General features: G+C 66.9%; 13 protein-coding genes and 1 pseudogene. 8 read left to right on the top strand and 6 right to left on the bottom strand.

Translation table 11 applies throughout. The features are described from left to right. Positions 1-14 precede the first annotated feature (14 nt). Positions 15-1,151, top strand: coding sequence for a hypothetical protein (locus A9Z05_RS12940; RefSeq protein WP_069618437.1), 1,137 nt, complete (start codon positions 15-17; stop codon positions 1,149-1,151). Between the two features lie 156 nt (positions 1,152-1,307). On the opposite strand, the gene A9Z05_RS12935 is transcribed toward A9Z05_RS12940, so the two are convergent. Both A9Z05_RS12935 and A9Z05_RS12930 read right to left on the bottom strand, forming a co-directional pair. Further along, positions 1,308-2,162: a methionyl-tRNA formyltransferase gene (locus tag A9Z05_RS12935; protein WP_069618436.1), complete on the bottom strand. Its 855-nt coding sequence runs from the start codon at positions 2,160-2,162 to the stop codon at positions 1,308-1,310. Between the two features lie 205 nt (positions 2,163-2,367). After that, on the bottom strand, positions 2,368-4,077 hold the full coding sequence (locus A9Z05_RS12930; protein ID WP_069618435.1) for a hypothetical protein: 1,710 nt from the start codon (positions 4,075-4,077) through the stop codon (positions 2,368-2,370). A gap of 283 nt (positions 4,078-4,360) precedes the next feature. On the opposite strand from A9Z05_RS12930, the gene A9Z05_RS12925 reads away from it, so the two are divergent. Together A9Z05_RS12925 and A9Z05_RS12920 are read left to right on the top strand one after the other, a co-directional pair. After that, positions 4,361-4,666, top strand: coding sequence for a hypothetical protein (locus tag A9Z05_RS12925; RefSeq protein ID WP_069618434.1), 306 nt, complete (start codon positions 4,361-4,363; stop codon positions 4,664-4,666). 19 nt (positions 4,667-4,685) lie between these two features. Then, positions 4,686-5,045: an HrpB1 family type III secretion system apparatus protein gene (locus tag A9Z05_RS12920; RefSeq protein WP_069618433.1), complete on the top strand. Its 360-nt coding sequence runs from the start codon at positions 4,686-4,688 to the stop codon at positions 5,043-5,045. A 181-nt stretch (positions 5,046-5,226) separates the two neighbouring features. On the opposite strand, the gene A9Z05_RS36905 is transcribed toward A9Z05_RS12920, so the two are convergent. Both A9Z05_RS36905 and A9Z05_RS12910 read right to left on the bottom strand, forming a co-directional pair. After that, a complete protein-coding gene (locus tag A9Z05_RS36905; RefSeq protein WP_069618432.1) occupies positions 5,227-6,042 on the bottom strand; it encodes a phage tail tip lysozyme in 816 nt (271 codons plus the stop codon). Positions 6,043-6,302: 260 nt separating this feature from the next. Next, the gene (locus tag A9Z05_RS12910) at positions 6,303-8,603 is read right to left on the bottom strand and encodes a hypothetical protein (RefSeq protein ID WP_256121981.1); all 2,301 of its coding nucleotides are present in this window, start codon (positions 8,601-8,603) and stop codon (positions 6,303-6,305) included. 103 nt (positions 8,604-8,706) lie between these two features. Between A9Z05_RS12910 and A9Z05_RS37755 the strand changes: the two genes are divergently transcribed. Next, a complete protein-coding gene (locus A9Z05_RS37755) occupies positions 8,707-9,600 on the top strand; it encodes a hypothetical protein (RefSeq protein WP_256121980.1) in 894 nt (297 codons plus the stop codon). 203 nt (positions 9,601-9,803) lie between these two features. On the opposite strand, the gene A9Z05_RS12900 is transcribed toward A9Z05_RS37755, so the two are convergent. Together A9Z05_RS12900 and A9Z05_RS12895 are read right to left on the bottom strand one after the other, a co-directional pair. Next, complete coding sequence (locus A9Z05_RS12900) at positions 9,804-10,271, bottom strand: lytic transglycosylase domain-containing protein (protein ID WP_069618431.1); 468 nt, start codon at positions 10,269-10,271, stop codon at positions 9,804-9,806. Between the two features lie 173 nt (positions 10,272-10,444). Further along, the gene (locus A9Z05_RS12895; RefSeq protein WP_069618430.1) at positions 10,445-11,881 is read right to left on the bottom strand and encodes a helix-turn-helix transcriptional regulator; all 1,437 of its coding nucleotides are present in this window, start codon (positions 11,879-11,881) and stop codon (positions 10,445-10,447) included. Positions 11,882-12,284: 403 nt separating this feature from the next. Between A9Z05_RS12895 and A9Z05_RS36130 the strand changes: the two are divergent. From A9Z05_RS36130 to pilO2, 4 genes and pseudogenes are all read left to right on the top strand, one after another. Continuing rightward, positions 12,285-12,437 (top strand): annotated as a pseudogene (locus A9Z05_RS36130) (IS256 family transposase); the annotation flags it as partial. A 477-nt stretch (positions 12,438-12,914) separates the two neighbouring features. Further along, positions 12,915-14,087 (top strand): toxin co-regulated pilus biosynthesis Q family protein, encoded by a 1,173-nt coding sequence (locus A9Z05_RS12890; protein WP_256121979.1) that lies wholly within the window; start codon positions 12,915-12,917, stop codon positions 14,085-14,087. Next, positions 14,087-15,820: a PilN family type IVB pilus formation outer membrane protein gene (locus A9Z05_RS12885; RefSeq protein WP_069618428.1), complete on the top strand. Its 1,734-nt coding sequence runs from the start codon at positions 14,087-14,089 to the stop codon at positions 15,818-15,820. Before A9Z05_RS12890 ends, A9Z05_RS12885 begins: the two co-directional genes overlap by 1 nt. A gap of 25 nt (positions 15,821-15,845) precedes the next feature. After that, a complete protein-coding gene (pilO2, locus tag A9Z05_RS12880; protein ID WP_069618427.1) occupies positions 15,846-17,162 on the top strand; it encodes a type 4b pilus protein PilO2 in 1,317 nt (438 codons plus the stop codon). Positions 17,163-17,168: the final 6 nt, after the last annotated feature.

The raw sequence follows: 17,168 nt of genomic DNA, 5'->3' as shown, positions 1-17,168 counted from the left end.
AGGAAGGAAACATCATGAATCTGAACGTTCCGAATATGACCACCTACCCCACCGATCCGGCGAGCTACCTGCAACGGCTGACCAACGGTGCCTCGACGGGCTCGACGCAGGACGTGCTCAAGGATCTCATCGGCCTCATCAGCCAGTTGCTCAAGCAGATGCAGAGCGGGCAGAACGGGCAGGCCGGCGGCATGCCGGGCGGCGCCGGCGGTGCTGGCGGCATGCCCGGTGGCGGCGCGGGCGCAATGCCCGGCGGTATGGGGGCTGCGCCCGGCGGTGTGGGGGCGACGCCCGGCGGCGTGGGGGGCGCAGGCGCCATGCCGGGCGGCACCGGCGGGATGACGGTGCAAAACGCTGCGGGCGTGCTGGCCTCGTACATGGGGCAGCATGGCATCAACGCGTCGGACCCGAACACGATGTACAAACTCGCGACGAACGCCGACGGCGGCACGCCGCCCACGGTGCAGCAAGCGGCGCAGACCATGCTCGCGAACCCGGGTGCCTACCAGCAGATCGAGACGCACGACGTGGCGGGCACCGACGGCAAGTCCGCGGTCGGCAATTTCCAATGGGCGGCTCAAGGTGGACTCGGCGCGGCGGGCAACGCAACGGGTGGCGCGGCTGGCGCAGGCGGCGCGGCGGCGCAGCCGGGGACGACCGGCGGCTTGCCCGGCACGGGCGGTTTTCCGGCGAACACCAGTACGCTGCCGACGACGGGCGGCTTGCCGACAACGGGCGCGACGGCAGGCTTCACACCCGGTACGGGCGATCTCTTGAAGGACGGCAAGCCGCTGCAGATGGCCGACGAAGGCAAGGCGCTGGCCAATTTCAACGCGCAGGATGGCGCCGACTTCCAGGCCATGGAAAGCGCGTTGTCGCACGGCGACGGCAATGCCGCGGCGAAGACGCTCGCCAACGCGGTGAAGTCGGGCAAGCTGAGCCAGTCGGATGCGGCGGCGATCGGCGCACAACTGCAGCAGACGGCGAACGCGCATGGCGGTGGCAAGATCAGCCACGACGCGAGCAAGGCGCTTTCGGATGCGCTGGGCGGCGCGAACGTGCTGACGCCGGGCAAGACGCGCGCCGCGGTCGCTTTCGAGAACATCACCGGCATTCACACGGGTACGATCGCCGGCGTCAGCACGAAGTAACGTCGCCGGCCGTTCCGGCGATCATCCCGATCGGCGACCCGAGCGGCCGCCGATCGGGGGCTGCAGGAAGCAACAACCGGCGACAATCGGCGGCCGTGCTGCGAAACACCGCAGCACGGCCGCATCGTTGTTTACCGGCGCAACCGATGTCCCGATTCAGCCCGCCATCTGCTGACGAAGGGACGCGTTCAGCGGGCTCCATTCGAGCAAGGCGACGAAGCCGTCCTGCGCGGCGACCACGACCCAGCGCCGGTACTGATGCACGATCTGCCCGGGCGCGTACGTGTGTGCTTCCTGCCAGGCGGTGGCGCGCCGCACGTGGACGGTCGTGCCGAAGAGCGGCGCGATCGATTCGACGTTCCCGCAGGCCCGCACGACGCGCATCACCTCGGCCACGGGCCGCGCGAAATCGATCGTGCGCTCGGCATCGGCAAGGCGCGGCCAGTAGCTGCCCGCACTTTGCGGACGCCGTTCGTTCCAAAGCCGATCGAAGTCGCCGGCCACGCGCGTGGCCAGCCGACGGGCGGCCATCAGCAGCTTCAGCTGCAGCGTCTCGTGCCATTCGTCGGCATCGAGCGGAAAGCATTCGGAATCGATGATGTCCCCGGTATCGAAATCGGCATCGATTCGATGGCAACTGATGCCCCATTCGCGCCGCCCCTCGAGGATGGCGCGCATGGCCGGGTACGGGCCGCGCCCGTCGGGCAGCGGCGACGGATGGAAGTTCGCCGCATGGCGCAGATAGGGCTGCCACGCCGGAATCTTCCAGTTGTAGCCGGCCACGATCAGTGCCTCGCATTGCCGTTCGGCGAGCCAGCGCAGATCGTCTTCGTCGATGCGTGACAGCTGCACCGGAATGCGCAGCTTGTCCGCGCGCTCGACGAGCTCGCTATTGAAGTCGAGCCGGTTGTCGACCGGAATCGAGTAGAGCGCCACAGGCTCCCAGCCGGCGGCCACGAACGCGTCGAAGACGACACGCCAGCGATCGAAGCCGGCGAACGCGAATCGCATGATCGGTTCTCCCTTTCGCATTGAAGGTCATGGCGGCATGGACGGCGATGACGGCCGACGGCCACCCCGCTTCACGGTAAGCGCGCACGGTGGAGGACAACCTGCGCATTCCGAAGTTTCGTCGAGTGCCGCGAACCGGCAAATCAATCGCCGACTGCGCGCCGCGGCGAGGGCGTCGCTATTGCGCCCTACGCCGCGCCGCGCGTCAAGACCTCAGCCCGAGGTTTTTCTTGATGGCGTCCTCCGCCGTCTTGGCGGCGGTTGCCGTGAGGCCGGGCTGTCCGATGATGTTGGCGATCTGCTTGAGCCGCTCGCTTTCGGTCAGCGGTGCGGCGCCCGGGCTGGAGGCCGATGTATCGCGCGGCGCCGACGCCTCTTGCGGTTTTTCGCGCCGCGCGCGGGCAAGCTGCGAAAGCAGCAGCGCCGCTTCGCCCTTCGGAATGCCGCTGTCTGTCAGCAGCGTGTGCGCGGCGATCAGATCCTGATTGCGGCTCGCGCGCGGATGGTTGCCCACGATCGCGAGCGCCTGCCTGGCGCGCTGCGCGCCTGATGCATCGACTGCCATGTCGGCGCCCGCGAGCGCCGCAAGCGAGACTGGATCGAGGCGCCCGATGCTCTTCGTGACCATCGACAGAATGTGCTTGACCACGATGTCGCGCTCGGCGTCCTTGTGTACCTTCGCCTTGTCTTCGGCGTGCATGCCCGAGATCAAGCGCTTGCCGAACGACGTCGTGCTGTTGGCGTAGCGGCGTGCATCGTCATAGAGCGACGCATAGACACCGGCCTGCGCCTGCGGGCTGCGCAAGTCCGCAGGCAGGCCTTCGTCCTCCGGCCGCGCCTCCATGGCGCGCAGATCATCGATCTTCGCGCGGCTCGTTTGCAGCGCCGCGCGCAGGCGCTCGTCCTGCGTCTGGCCGGTGTAGTCGTGCGGGGCTAATACCGTGTCGACGTAGCGTTGAATCGTGGCGGCCTTCGCATTGCGCAGGTTTTGCCGTCCTTCGACAAACGGCTTCTTCAAATCGAGCGCTTCCTTGACTGCGTTGGTCAGGTGCCCGGATGCCGCGAGCGGTGCCAGCGCGCCATGCGAGCCGCCTACGAGCAGCCCGCTTGCGGTCAGACCGATGGCGGACGTGACCGACTGGTAGAGCGCGCCGTTACGTTGCTTGCCCTTGTTCTCCGCGATGCTCATGGCGGTCAGTACGTCGCGGGCATGCTGCGTGAGCGGGTGCGCGTCGTCTCGCGCCATGCGCGAGAGCTTGCCTTTGTCGTATTGCCATTCTCCGTTGCTGTTTTTCGTCAGCAGGAGATTGTCGACCTGGTTGGGCATCGGCGCGCCCGGAGGGCGTTTTTCGGGATGCTCGAAGCGTTCGACGTCGGCGGCGAGCATCGCCTTGACCTTGTTTTCGTAACGGCTATGGATCGAATGCGCGGCGGCGGCGTTCGAGCCCGAGGCCAGCGCGTTCACGAGGTCGGTGGCGGGCGCCGCGTCGTAGCCGAACTGTCCGTGCGCCGCCGTCGACACGCCGTTCAGGCCGTCTTTCGCGGGCCGCTTGGCGGCGAATGCCGTCAACGTCATGCCTTTGCGGTTGACGCCCATCGCGTGCGCGAAATCGGCGAAGCGCCGGCCTTTGCCGCCGGCACCCGGCACGAATGCGCCGATGTCGTCCACACCGGGCTTCTGCGGCGCGATAGCCGTTGCCGGCTTGGGAACAGCGGGCGCGGCGGGCGGACTTTCCGCGCGCGGGCGCTTGCCGAGGCTGCCGAGTTCCTCGATGAGCGCGCCGGCACTCGCGCGCCGGGTCGGCGCCGGCGCGGATTTCGTGCCCGTGGAGGGGCCGGGGTCGCTCGGCGTGCGGGCGAGGGAGGCGGATTCGATCGCATGCGACCGGGGCTCGATCTTGGGTGGGGGCGCCATGATGTTCTCGACCAGGAGACAAGATGGACTGCACTGTGCGAGCCGGTCATGACACTCCGGTGAACCGCGCGAAGCGTCGTTCGGATTGGCGAAGCAGGTTCGCGGCGGCATACCGCCGAGCCGTCTCGCGGGTGTCGCGCATTCGGCTTTCGCGGTGCGGCTTCGCGCGCGCGAACGCTTTCGCATCCGCATTCATTAGATTGGAACGAGGGCCGCCTTCATGCGGTTCGGCTTCGCGCGTTTCATCGAACGCGCGTTTCGTTCACGATCAAGGAGAAAACGAATGAGCTTCATCGGCAATATTGTGAAGAGCGTAGTGGGGGATGTCACCAAGGCTGCAGGGGATGTTCTCCATGGTGTCGGCAACGCGCTGCACGGCGCGGCGACGTTCGGCAAGGGGCTGCTGAGCGGCAACCCGAAGGAAGCCCTTGCGGGGGCGGGGGCCATTGCGAAGGGTGGGCTCGAGGCGCTCGAGGGCGGCACGGCGGTCGCGGAAAACCTGACGCCGGAGGGCGCCGCTACCGCGCTCGCATTGGCGGGCGGCAAGGAGGCGGTGCGAACGCTGACCTCGGGCACGGGCGCCGCCTGACGCACGGACGGTGACGAGCATGATGGAGCTTCTTACCGAACTGCCGGCCGATGCGCCGGCCATCGCGCAGGCGATCATCGAGCATATCGAGGCCAACGAGCTGGACGAGGCCGAGGCGCTGCTGGCGCGCATGCACGATGTCTACCCCGAAACGCGCGAGGTGCACGTGTTTGCCGTGACGATCGCATTGGTGCGCGGGCGTCCGCACGAAGCGTGGCAGATCGTGAACGGATTGCCCGACGATCGCGCGCCCGAACTGAAGGCAATCTGCCTGAAAGTCCTCGATGATCCGTCGTGGCATGGCTATGCGACGGCACACGAGGACAGTACCGATCCCTACGTGCGCCTTGCCATGCGGCGCCTGCTCGAAAGAGACTGATGGCCGCTGCCGGGGCCTTCGGCCCCGCTCGGCGAGCCCATCGAGTCGTTTCCCCTGAATCAGGATAGTCCGTGTATTGCCGATGAGCGGTGTTTTCGCGCGGCGGAACATGCCGCGCAAAAAAATCCCGCCCGGACATCGGGCGGGCTTCAAACGCCCCGGGGGGCGGACGCGTTCGCGTTCAGAGACCTTGCGCGAGGAATTGCTCGGCGTACTTGTTGCGGTTTTCCATTTGCGGATCGGTGGCCTGTTCGTAGTCCTTGTCCCAGACCAGTGCCGCCTGGTCCGCCGTCGTCGTCTGCTTGATGTCGGTGATCGTCTTGCTGTACGTCGTGTCGAGTTCCTGATTCATGAAGCCGATGTTGGCTTCGAGGCTGCCCGGGTCGAGCCCGTGCTCCTTCGCATAGTTGATTTCGCCTTGTTTGCGTGTGCCGCCCCATTGCGCAAGACCCCAACCGTTGGCGTTGTCGTCCGCGAAGTTGCCGGAGGGCGCGCCTGTCGCTCCGCCTTGATTGACGTTGCCTTGCAGCCCGCTTTCCTGCTGCAGGTTGCCGAGCACGCCGGCGACCTGCGCGTCGGTCAGGCCGTAGCGCGATTTGAGGTCCTGTGCGATGGCGTGCGCGGCGTCCCCGCCCGATACATTGGGCAGCGTGTTGCCGTGGCCGCCGCCACCGCTTCCACCGCCGCCTATTCCCGGCGATGCGCCGCCACCGCCCTGGCCGCCACCGCCGCCGCCGCTCGTGCCGGCCGGCGCGGCGGCGCCGCCGCCGGCATAGGCGGGCGGCGGGGAATACGAAGGCGTACCGCCGCCGATGCCGCCAACACCACCCGCATCGCCTGAATTCTGGCTGGAGGGGTCGAGAATCTGCTTGATTTCTTCGATGAGCAACTCGAGCAGTTGTGCGAGCTGCGATTCGTTCGTGCCGCCGATGCCGCCGACATCGTCGATGCCGTTCAGATAGCCGGCGTTATAGCCTTGCACTGCCGTGGTGGACATGATTTTCTCCGCGTGAGAATGACGGTATTCATCAGTTGCTGATGGAGGGCCGATAGCGGCCGCCTGCGAAACCTAATTTATTGCCCGGTGCTTACAGCGCCTTGACGGATGCGAAGCCGTCGCCGGATTGCCGAACCGCCGAACCGGGTGGCGGCCGCGATGTCGATGCAAGCGGCTTGCGGCAGGCGAGCCGCCGCGCCACTGATGCGGCCGCCTGCGCGAACCTTCGTCGTTTCGCTTGCTCGGCGCGGCCCGCGTGCTCAGGCGGTCGTGCGACGCATCATGCCCAGTTCCACCGCGTTGTCGGCGTCGGCCGTTCGCCCCTCGTTCGACCGGTTCGACGGGCTCGACGTGCTCGCGGCAAACGGCAGGCATCCCGCGATGATGAGCAGTGCGCCCAACGCGTTCTCCGTGAAGCTCTTGTGGCCGGCGGACCAATCGCTTCTACCCTCCACGGCGTGATTGACCACGGCGGTGGCGGCATAGAGGGAGAGGAACAGGCTGAGACGCGCGATTCCCGCGCCGGCCGCCTTGTCCCCGAGCTGCCTGGCCGTGCTGGTTTCGGAGGTGTCGATCTTGCCCCAGCTCAGGCGCAGCGTCTTCAGTTCATCGAGCGCCTTGCCCGTGAAGCCGTGCGTCGAGATTTCCGAGGCCACGCGTCCCCCGATCGCATCCAGCCCCTCGCCGGCGGCATTCGCTGCCGAATAGCCGAACAGGCCTTTGATCGCTGCGTTGCTCTTCGTGTGGTGAATGAGGCTGTCGACGTAGGACGTGGCCGACCATTGCGAGCTGCCCTGCGCGGTGTTCACCGCGAGCTGGTTTCCGAAATACGGAACGCCGTTGAGTGCCTGACCTCTGACGGGGCGCTCGTAGCCTGCGTCGTGATTGCCTTCGAGCGGGCGGAACACGTTGATCACGTCGCGCGCCAGGTAGGCGTACGATTTGATCGCGCTCGGCAGCATGCCGGCGAGTTGCCCAAGATGCCCGTTGCCCTCGTCGTTCTTGCCGGCATGGGCCGCGAGGCCCATCGTCGTGATCAGCGCGATGAGCTGCGCACCGTGGCCCGCGTAGGTCTTCTTGTCCGCGGTGCCGGTGTGATACTTGTGCAACATCGCGACCAGGTTGCCCATCGCCGCCGCAGTGAACAGCGAGGCCGTGATGACGCCGCGTGTTTCGGGCCCGGCGCCGGTCTTGTCGAGGACGGCTTCGGTCGCCATCGAGCACAACTCGCGGAAGAGCGTGGCGCCGCCGGTCGCGACGAATTCATGACTGAACGCGTTGACGAGGTTGGCCGTCCACCCTTTGAGCGGTTGCGCGGCGCCGTAGGGGTTCCGAGTCAGCATGTCGCCGACGTTCGAGATGAACGACCGGATTTGCCCCGGCCGGGACAGCGCGGCCGACAGGTGGCTGCTCATCTCGGCGGCCGATGCCGGACGTACGTCTTCAGGTTCCGCGACCGCCGAGATCTCCGCGGGCACCGATGTCCCGGCGGCGGCCAGCGTACGGGTTTCCGGCGCTACCCGGGACGACGAGCTCGGAACGGTTGCCTCGGGCTGGATTTCGGGATCCTGAATTTCGATGTCGTGCGCGACGCGGTGAGGCGCCGAGAAGCTGGCCGGATTCGGGGAGAGAGGGCTCCGGGACGTCGTGTCGTGCTCCTCGGGCACCGAAGGTGTCTCGGGTAGGCGCGACGATGACGCCTTCGCGAGGGAAGGCATCGTGAAAGTGCTTTTTTCCGGCACGGGTTTGTCTTCGGGGGGCTCGGAAACAGCTTTCCCCAGCGCAGCGTTGTGTCGATCGAGGGCGGGGCTGGACGGAGCGGATGAGGAAGCGTCCGATGCGGCGCGGTGGAGCAACGCCGGGTTCACCCCCTTATCGAGCGATAGCGGGCTGCTCGAGCGGGACGTTTCGGGTTTCGATTCGGCCTCGTTCGTCGTCGCGGTTGTCAGCCCCGTGGTTTCCTTCTCGTGCGGCAGCGGGCTACCCGAACGCGACGTGGCCGGTTGCTTGCCGGCAGCTTCCGTTTCCACCGGCTCCTGATGTCCAACGGGCGCCGCACTTTCCTGCGATGCAGGCGTGTGTGGCGGCGGTTCCTCGTGTACGGGCAATTCTTCGTTCGACTGCCCGCCCGCCGACAAGTCGAGCACCGGCACCGTCTCGTCTCCGAGAGCCGTACGTTGAGCGCCCAGCTTGCCCGAACCGGGCAGCGACCGTGAGCCTTCACCGTGGCGGCCGATCGCGGAGCCTGACGACGATGATGCGCGCGGCGGCAGCGAGTTGCGCCTGACCGGCAACGGTGCCGGCAGCGGCGGCGATGGGGGCTGCGCCGTCCCGGCCGGTTGCGATGTCGTCGAAAGCGGGCTCGCCGGCGCCGGTGCATCGGTGCCGGTGTGCGCCGGAAAGGCGGGTGCATTGCTCAACGCGCCGAGCAATGCGCCGCCGGAGGGGCGCGGGCCGGTCATCGACGCGCTTCGTTGGCGCGGGGCCGGCGCGGGCTGCGTGTCGTTGCGCGGGAGGTCGAGCGATGATGACCGTACTTGCGTGCTGGTGCTGATCGTCATGACGTTTCCTTTCAGTTGATTTCGATCGTTCGACGTCGCCTCGCGACAAAGGCCTTGATGGACTTGCGCGCTGCTTCATCGCGTCCAGGCGGTCGGCGCGCCTTTGCCGCCGATTCCGTCTTCGCGCTTTGCGAACGTGGGTTCTCGTGTTGGAAAGGTAAAACGACATAACGATGGCAGCCTGCCGATTCCGAAGTGGCGTGCAAAAAAACGCACGTCGATGCCGGCGCGGGCGCTGCGGCTTCGGATCCCTTTTGCGTATTTCATCGCATGTGCTGCATGCGCGCTTCGCAATTTCGCTCGCCGCGTCGCGTCGCTTGCGTGGCGCAATGCCGTGGCGCATAAGCTTGCGCTTGCATTCCTCGATATCGCTCCGCGTGAGTGGGATGCGGAGACCGTGCCGCACCGACATCGAGCGATGTTGCCGGCGACGGAAATCGTCATGTCACTCAAGGAGTTCGCCATGAACAACTTAGGTATTCGGCCGGGGCTCGTCCAGTCCCGTGTCGCGGAGTTCGAGAAGGGGACGAAGAACGGTGCGGCCGACGGCGCGCAAAAGCAGGCGCCCGCGCGCAGCAAAGGCCAACTGGACGGGCTGTCCAACTTCAAGGGGGCCGCCGGTGCGCCGCCGGCTCCGCCCGCGCCGCCCCGCAACTTTGCCAGCCTGCCGGGGCGCGCGGGGAACGTCGGCGCACAGTTTCTGAGTTCGGCGCTTCATGCCGGCAGTCACTTTCTGCCGCCCGGCGTCGCGTCCACCGCAATGCATGCGGCGGGTGACATCGTGCGTCCATCGGCCCTCGGCGCGGGGGACCCCGTGACGCAAATGGCCGCGATGCAAAACGACTTCATGAAGCAGCAAAACGAGATGACGCGGCTCAACAACGCGAACACGCTGGCGGCCGCGGTCAACCAGCAGTCGCAGGAGCTCACGTCGGCGCTGGCGTCGGTGGGTAACAAGGGCGCCAGCAACATTTCGAACGCCGCCAAGGGGCAGTAACGGCTACGGCGGGCCGCGGCTTTTCGCGCGCGGCTCGCGAACGCCCCGGTTCGTCCACGCTTCCTGCCTGCCTCGTTCCTGCTTCGTTCCGCTTCGCGCTTGCCTTGGCGCTCGCCATACGGGACGACTTCCCCATGCAACGTCGCTTTCTCTCTTGATGACGTGCGCGGGCAGCCGGGTCTCCCCGGCTGCCCGCGCACGTCCTACTGCCCGTCATCCGCCAGCTTCATGCGCTCGACGATGCGTTCCACCGAACGCGCGTAGCGGTCGCGCTCGGCAGGTGTCTCCGAATGGTAGGCGCCGATCGCCTCCCAGGTATTCCCGTACTTGACCATCATCTTGTGCAGGTGCCACGCAGCCACGTAGACGCTCGAGCATGGGTTCATGAGGTCGTCCGCCGAGACGCCGTAGCGCGACAGCAGCGGAAGGTGAATCGAGTTGATCTGCATCATGCCGTAATCGGTCGAACCGTTCCGGTTGCGATGGAGCGCGTTCGCGTTGCCATGCGATTCCTGCCACGCAATCGCGCGCAGCACGACGGGGCTCACATGTTGATAGGCCGCGGCCGCCGCAAAGCAGTCGGCGGTCTGCGCGCGCACTTCGGCGGGGCGCACGGACAGAACGGCAAGCGCCAGCGCGAGCGCCGGCTTGGGTGTGAATAGTCGCTTCATGGATCATCCGGTAAGAGAAGCGGTGCGGGAATCGCTTCGCACCGACGTGCGAATGAAAACGCCGTCCGACCCACGCGTGCGCGTTTCGTCGGACGGCGTGGGCGGAAAAAAGCCGCGGGGCGGCCGTGTTACCGATCGGTGGTGCAGGCGCTTTGGCGCCGCACACGCTGCCCTCAGCGGCCCATCGTCTCCGAGGGCGCTTCCTGGAACACGCGCCGGTAGCCGTTGACCAGCGTCGAACGATGGCGCACGCCCCACTTGTTCGCGACGTCGAGCACGCGCGTGGCCGGTGCGCCGTCGTCGAGCAGATCGCCGCGAATGCGCTCCATCCGCTGGCGCCGGATCAGCTCGCTCGGTGACAGCCCGAGGTGGTTCTTGAACGCTGCCTGCATCGCGCGCTCGGTCACGCCCACATGCGATGCCACTTCGCGCACCGAAAGGTCCTTTTGGTCGAGGTTGTCCATCAGGTAGCGATAGGCGCGGCGGTATTTCGCCGGCAGGCGGGCGCTCACGTCGTCGGAGCGCTGCGCCGTGCGCGATGCCTGCATGTGATCGGCCGCGGCGGCGGGCATCGACATGCTATCCGCGCGCACGTGCTGAATCGAGGCGAGCGCGTAGCGGCCGTAGAACTGCGCGAATTCCTGCGTGCGCATCTGCTGCTGCATGATCTTCGCGCGGCAGTAGAGATAGTCGAGGTACCAGCGCGCATGCTGGCTGCCTTGCGAGTTCGCCGCGCCGGACGCATCGAGCATCGCTTCGGCCAACGGCGTCGCGTGGCCGGCGATCGCGGCCAGCGTGATTTCGAGGCACAGGCTGCGGTGGTAATCGTTGAGGCCGGCCTGGCGGCTCCAGCTCACGTATTGCTTGAGCGTTTCGCCCGCGCTCGTCCGGCCGTCGGCCAGCGAAACGAGCCGGTCCAGGTGCGAGAGTCGTTCGGCCAGCAGCGGCAGCACGGTCCCGGCGGGCTGCGAGCCGGGTACCGGTGCCTCGCTCGGCTCGAATTCCGCGATAGCCGAGCGCCAGTAGATGTGGTCGGCGAGTCGCTCGGCACCGTGCAGTTCGTGCTGCGCGAAGAGGTCCCGCCGCAGCGCCTCCACGAGGTAGCTCCAGCGGCGATCGCCATGCGCTGCCGCCAGCGCGGCCAGTTCGCCGAGGCGATGGCACGCCGCCTGGATCAGGCCCAGATGAAACGAAACGAGTGTCGCACCGACGAGGCTGTCGAGCCGTTGGCGCGGCGTGGCCGCCTTTTCCTCACCGACGCGCTTGAAGCAACTGAGCGCGACGTTGAACTGGTTGCGGAACAAGGCTTGCCAGCCGGTATTGCGGCACGACGCGATACGGAGATCGTCGCGATGGGCGCGAATGGCTTTTTGCGCGCGGCGATACGTTTCCTCCGCTTCTTCATGGCGGCCGAGCATCAGCTCGAGGTCGGCGCAGACTTGCAGCAGTGCGTAGCCGGGCTGAGCTTGCGCCGTGTCGGTATCGGCATGGCGTGCGGCGTGGCGGACAGCGTCGAGAAACTGGCCCTGGAGCATTTTCGAGACGACGTCCGCAGGGGTGTCGTCGAAAGCGAGGGCCGAGGCGGCGGCGAAGTAGATCGTTGAGAACATGTCGTGCTCCTGACTCGATGAGCGATGCGTTAAGCGGCGTGAAACGATTCGTGAAGCCGTGAGCGCATGTTTTCATCGCGGGCCGATTTAGGCGCGTGTTTGTGATGGTTTGTTACCTTCGGTTTGGCAGCGGCATTGGCCGGAGAGGGCGGTGCCGCGGTGGATCTCCACGCACGCGCGGGAGGCCTGCGTCGCGGTTCTTTGATGATTTGTTACGTTTGCCGCCGCCGTGCGCTGTTTGGCGCGGCGCACGGCGAGCTTGTCCGGCTCTTGATGTCTTCGAACGCGCGGTGGGCGGCGAACTGATCCACCACCTGAACTACGGGAAGGGGCGACGCCGAGCCGGCTGGCCGCTCGAGCCGATGTACCCGGTCGTGTTCTTCGACGCCTTGCGAGTCAGGATCCGTCGAACGAGGCCGCGCTCAAACTGATCTGGCTGGCGCTGCGTAACGTCTTGGCGTCTTGGCCAAAGCGGACCGGTTCCCGGCACGGTTGGAAGAGCGGCATGAAGCAGTTCGCGCTTGTTTATCCGGAACGATTAAACATTGGAGTCTGAATCTCAATCCGCGTCACACACGGAATTCCGGATACTTCCTGAACGGGCACCCAATTGTCGGCACGCCCGCGAACGGCGCCGTAGCACATTATTGTATCTGGCATATTTCCACGGGCGGCCATTCCACGATTCGCGTCGAAACGTCAAAAAAAATGTGGCGACTGCCGCAGCGCCTTGCTGGGCGGGGCTTGTGGCGTGAGGACGACGTTCTCGCGCCAGTGCCTGTATCATCCATGCCGGCCGAGAAAGCGTGATTTTCCAGGATTATTTTTTACTTAAAGGTGCGGTGTACTTTGCCGTAAACACCCAATGAGCTGTAGTGCTATCCTTACGCGTCGTTACTGTTTTCTTACATAATTTCTTTCGAATTCCTGACGCCTTTCGGTACTGCTTTTAGGGCGGCTATCGGCATGGTTCAAGCAGATTGAAAAGAACGTGGCAACAAAAAAAATAGAGCTTCCGGTGCATCCGAGGTGCATGAGCGACAAGAGGTGGAACCGGGCGAGGGCGAATGTCTGGATAGCGGCGATGCCGCCGGCAATTCGGGCGCTGCTGTGCGGCGTCTGGTTCGCCTGCGCGGTCGCGCACGCTTCGGATCAGCAAGTCATCGTCGACGGCGGGCAGCGCCTGGGCGGCGCCGTGCGCACGGGCGGCCACGGCGTTCCGCTGCTGCGCGCGCTCGAGCAGATCATGCCGACGAGTTACAGCATCAATGTGCCGAACGCGGGCGCATGGGCCGACGCGCCCGTGAGCTGGCGCGCCGGCTCGTCGGTCGTGCAAGCGCTTGGCGAGGTGCTGTCGGTCGATCCTGCGCTGCAGGCGCGCATCGATACGGATATGCGTCTGCTCACGGTGACCGCGCATGCGCGGCGCGCAAACGTTGACGTGCCGCAGCCTTCCGCGCCGGCGGCCGGCGCGGCGTCGCGCATGAACAGTGCCGCCACGAATGCGTCTTCCACCTTGCCCGCGGGCGCGGCGGCGACGGCTCCCGCGGCGGGACCCGCCATTGCACGGGCGCAGACCGTGGCGCAGGCGCGCGTTTCGACGTCGATGCCCGCCACACCGGCATCGGCTCGCACACCGGCGGCAGCACTGGCGGTCCAGCCCGTGCCGGCATCTGCACCCGCACCCGCACCCGCACCCGCACCCGCACCCGCACCCGCACCCGCTCTGGTGATGTCGTCCGCACCGGCAGCCGGGCCGGCCATGCCGGCATCGGTACCGGCACGTGTTTCAGCACCGCCTCGAGCGCAGGTACCCGCGCCCGCAAAGCGGGACGCGATAGAGCCCCCGCTGCTCGCCGCCACGCAACTGGCGTTCCGCCCGGACTCGCCGGCGCCATTGGCGGCGCCCGCCGCGACGCCGGCGTTCGTACCCGCGGCGGCGCCCGAGCGCACGGAGTGGCAGATGCGCCTGTCGGACGGCTCCGTGCGCAATGCGCTCGCGCGCTGGGCGAGCGAAGCCGGCTGGCAATTCATTTGGGACGTACCGACCGATTTTCAGGTCGACGCGACGGCCACGATACACGGCACGCTCGCCGAAGCGCTGCGTCAGGTGACCAATGCGCTCGCCGGCTCGCAGGTGCCGATTCAGGTGGTCTTGTACCAGCGCAATCGCGTCATGCGCGTCGTTCCCAAAGGAGCAAGTTGATGAGCGTCCTCTGCCGTCCTTTCGTCATCCTCGCCGCGAGCCTCTCGCTGCTTGCGGGGTGCACGGGTCTCCTGGACAAGATCGAGCGCAGCTCGCAGGCCGATACCGCGCGTGCGGGGCAATTGCTCGGCAAGCTGTCGAACGGCGACAACCGCGCGGCGCCGGGCAGTGACGACGTCATCGTCAAGGACGAACTCTGGCTTTCGGGCAAGACGATCAAGATCGCGACGAAATCGACGCTGCCGAAGCTCTTCGACGAGCCGGCGAGCTTCGACGGCACGGTCGATTCGCTGCGCATGTTCGCCGATCGCATTTCGCGTCTCGCGCACCTGCCGGCCAAGGTTGCGCCGGGCACCAGCGAAGCGGCCGCGCGCGCGACGCAGGCCGCGGTCGATATGGGCGGCGCCGGAGCCTATCCCGGCGTGCCGCCGCTGCCCCCCGGCCTGCTGCAGGGGCCCGCGCCCAGCACGAGCGCCGCGACGGTGGCCGCGCGCGTGCCGGGCGTATCCTCGCCCGTGCGCATCGCGTATTCGGGCGGCACGCTGCGCGGGCTGCTCGACACGGCGTCGGCTCGCTTCGGCGTTTATTGGAAGTACGAGGACGGCGCGATCGTCTTTTTCTACACGGCCACGCGCGTCTATCAGGTCGTCGCCATTCCGGGCGACTCGAAGCTGGATACGAACGTCGTGAGCGGGGCGAGCAACAGCGGCGGCGCGTCGAGCAACAACGCGGGGGCCGCGGGCGGATCGGGCGCCGGTGGCGCGGGCATCGGCGGTGGAGGCGGCGGGACGTCCGGTTCGCCGTCGGTGTCGTCGGACAACACCGCGAATATCACGATGAACGCGCAGCTCTCCGTGTACAACGGCTTGCAGACGGCGATCAAGGCGATGCTCTCTCCGGTAGGCTCGGTCATCACCTCGCCAGCCACGGGCTCGATCTCGGTCACCGACACGCCCGATGTGCTCGAGCGCGTGGGCGAGTTCATGGAGCAGCAAAACCGCGTGCTCGCGCGGCAGGTGCTCGTCAACGTGACGGTGCTCTCGGTCACGCTTTCCGCGCAGGACAGCTACGGCATCAACTGGCACGCGGTCTATCAGGCGCTCGGCACGCAGTTCGGCATCACCACTGCGTTCACGAGCATGATCCAGAACCCGAGCGAGCTCTCGGCCACGGTGATCACGCCGTCGAGCCGCGCCTCGAGCACGACGGCCATCATCGATGCGCTTTCGACGCAGGGCACGGTGCACCGCAAGACCTCGGCCTCGATCACGACGCTCAACGATCAGCCCGTTCCCGTGCAGGTGGCCGAGCAGCAAGGCTATCTCGCGCAGATCTCGACGACCAACACCGTCAACATCGGCAGCCAGACGTCGCTCACGCCGGGCACGATCACGACCGGCTTCAACCTCACGGTGCTGCCGCACATCCTCGACGACGGCACGATCATGATGCAGTTCTACAGCAACATTTCGTCGCTCGTGAACCTTGCGCCGTTCGGCCCGGCGAACCAGCAGATCCAGCTGCCGACCGTCGATACGCGCAACTTCCTGCAGCGCATCGCCGTGAAGTCGGGGCAGACGCTCGTCATCAGCGGCTACGAGGGCATCACCGATCTGGATAACCGGCAAGGCGTCGGCCATCCGTCGAACTACGCGATGGGCGGGTTCAACGCCTCCGGCACGCGCGAGGTGATCGTCATCCTGCTCTCGCCGATCGCGATCAACGGCGCTTGACGCGCGCTCGGGCACAGGATCCGTCATGGCGACGCAAGTCATCCAGATCGGCCGCCAGCGTTTCATATGCGGCCTTTTCTGGCAATCGCTCTCGCGCCGGCACGCGCTGCGCGCGGAGGCCGTGGAACTCGCCGCGCGCCTGAATTTCGATGCGATGGTGCTGCGTATCGACCGCACCTTCGCGGGCGCCGGTTTCGCGAGCACGCGCGAGGGGGCGCAACTGGGCTTGCCGTCGCTCGGCGCGCTCGTGTCGAAGACGATCGCGGCCGAAGGCGCGTTTTACGACGGGCGCCAGCAGCCGGCGCCGAACTGGCTCGGTGCGTTCCATCTGCCCGACGGGCGCTGGGCCTACTTCGCGGTGCGCGACGGCGCGTTCCTGCCGAACGGCGACTGGATCGGCTCCAGCGAAGAAGTGTTCGAGCGGCTGCACAGCGATTACAGCCTCGGCGGCTGGAACGTCGTCATCGGCGATCCGCAGCTGGAAGTGCAGGGGTTCCACAACTTCTACGCACGTCGCATCGAGGACATGATCCCGCGCCGGGGCGGCAAGCCGCATTTGCCGCGCTGGCTCAACCTGTCGCGTGTCTCGCGGCGCGCGCCGCGGCGCGAGGTGCTGCTGGCCGCCGTTGCGATCGTGGTGGCGGCCGCGGTTGCGGCCGGCATCGTCGCGTACCGGCGCCACCGCATGGAACTCGAGCGGCAGCAGGCGTTCGAGCGGATGCGCGCGGAGCTCGCGCTGCATCCGCCCAAGCCCGCGGCACCGCCCGAAGCCGCGCACCCGTGGGCCGGCGAGCCGCGGCCCGATGCATTCGTTCGCGCGTGCCTCGATCACTTCACGCACATCGCGCCGGGCGGCTGGGAACTCGACGACTACGTTTGCCGGGCCTCGAACGTCAGCTACAGCTGGTCGCGGGGCGGATCGAACGTGGCGATGCTGATGGCGGCGGAGCCGCGCGCGACGATCGACGGCAACGGCGAGCATGCGAGCTACGTGGAGCCGCTGGCATTGCCCGTGGGGGGAGACGAAGTGCTCGATGGCGTGCGCGGCGTGCGCTTGCGCATGCTTTCCGCCTTCCAGTTGCTGGGCATCGGCCTGACGTTCACGCTGCAGCCGGCAAGCGCGCCGCAGCGCAGCCTCGCTTCGCAAACGCTGGACCGGCTGCATCCGGGCGGCGGCCCGCCCCCGGCGCCGAGCTGGCAGACCTGGCGCATGTCGGCGCAACTGGGCGACGTGCGGCCCGACAGCCTCATCAGGTACCTCGACGAGCCGGGCGTGCGCGTCGAGACGCTTTCATACAAATCCGGGCAGTGGACGCTCGACGGAGTGCTCTATGAGAAATGACGATGC

This window comes from Burkholderia sp. A2 (assembly GCF_001729305.1).
GTDB lineage: Bacteria > Pseudomonadota > Gammaproteobacteria > Burkholderiales > Burkholderiaceae > Burkholderia > Burkholderia sola.
Note: the sequence above shows the minus strand (reverse complement) of the source record. Positions and strands in the feature narration are given on the sequence as shown.

What these genes read in the sequence shown, in the direction of transcription:
- A9Z05_RS12935 (WP_069618436.1), bottom strand. Translation starts at nt 2,162, where the DNA reads ATGCGATTCGCGTTCGCCGGCTTCGATCGCTGGCGTGTCGTCTTCGAC.
- A9Z05_RS12930 (WP_069618435.1), bottom strand. Translation starts at nt 4,077, where the DNA reads ATGGCGCCCCCACCCAAGATCGAGCCCCGGTCGCATGCGATCGAATCC.
- A9Z05_RS12910 (WP_256121981.1), bottom strand. Translation starts at nt 8,603, where the DNA reads ATGACGATCAGCACCAGCACGCAAGTACGGTCATCATCGCTCGACCTC.
- pilO2 (WP_069618427.1), top strand. Translation starts at nt 15,846, where the DNA reads ATGGCGACGCAAGTCATCCAGATCGGCCGCCAGCGTTTCATATGCGGC.
- A9Z05_RS12900 (WP_069618431.1), bottom strand. Translation starts at nt 10,271, where the DNA reads ATGAAGCGACTATTCACACCCAAGCCGGCGCTCGCGCTGGCGCTTGCC.
- A9Z05_RS12940 (WP_069618437.1), top strand. Translation starts at nt 15, where the DNA reads ATGAATCTGAACGTTCCGAATATGACCACCTACCCCACCGATCCGGCG.
- A9Z05_RS12890 (WP_256121979.1), top strand. Translation starts at nt 12,915, where the DNA reads ATGAGCGACAAGAGGTGGAACCGGGCGAGGGCGAATGTCTGGATAGCG.
- A9Z05_RS12885 (WP_069618428.1), top strand. Translation starts at nt 14,087, where the DNA reads ATGAGCGTCCTCTGCCGTCCTTTCGTCATCCTCGCCGCGAGCCTCTCG.
- A9Z05_RS36905 (WP_069618432.1), bottom strand. Translation starts at nt 6,042, where the DNA reads ATGTCCACCACGGCAGTGCAAGGCTATAACGCCGGCTATCTGAACGGC.
- A9Z05_RS12895 (WP_069618430.1), bottom strand. Translation starts at nt 11,881, where the DNA reads ATGTTCTCAACGATCTACTTCGCCGCCGCCTCGGCCCTCGCTTTCGAC.
- A9Z05_RS12925 (WP_069618434.1), top strand. Translation starts at nt 4,361, where the DNA reads ATGAGCTTCATCGGCAATATTGTGAAGAGCGTAGTGGGGGATGTCACC.
- A9Z05_RS12920 (WP_069618433.1), top strand. Translation starts at nt 4,686, where the DNA reads ATGATGGAGCTTCTTACCGAACTGCCGGCCGATGCGCCGGCCATCGCG.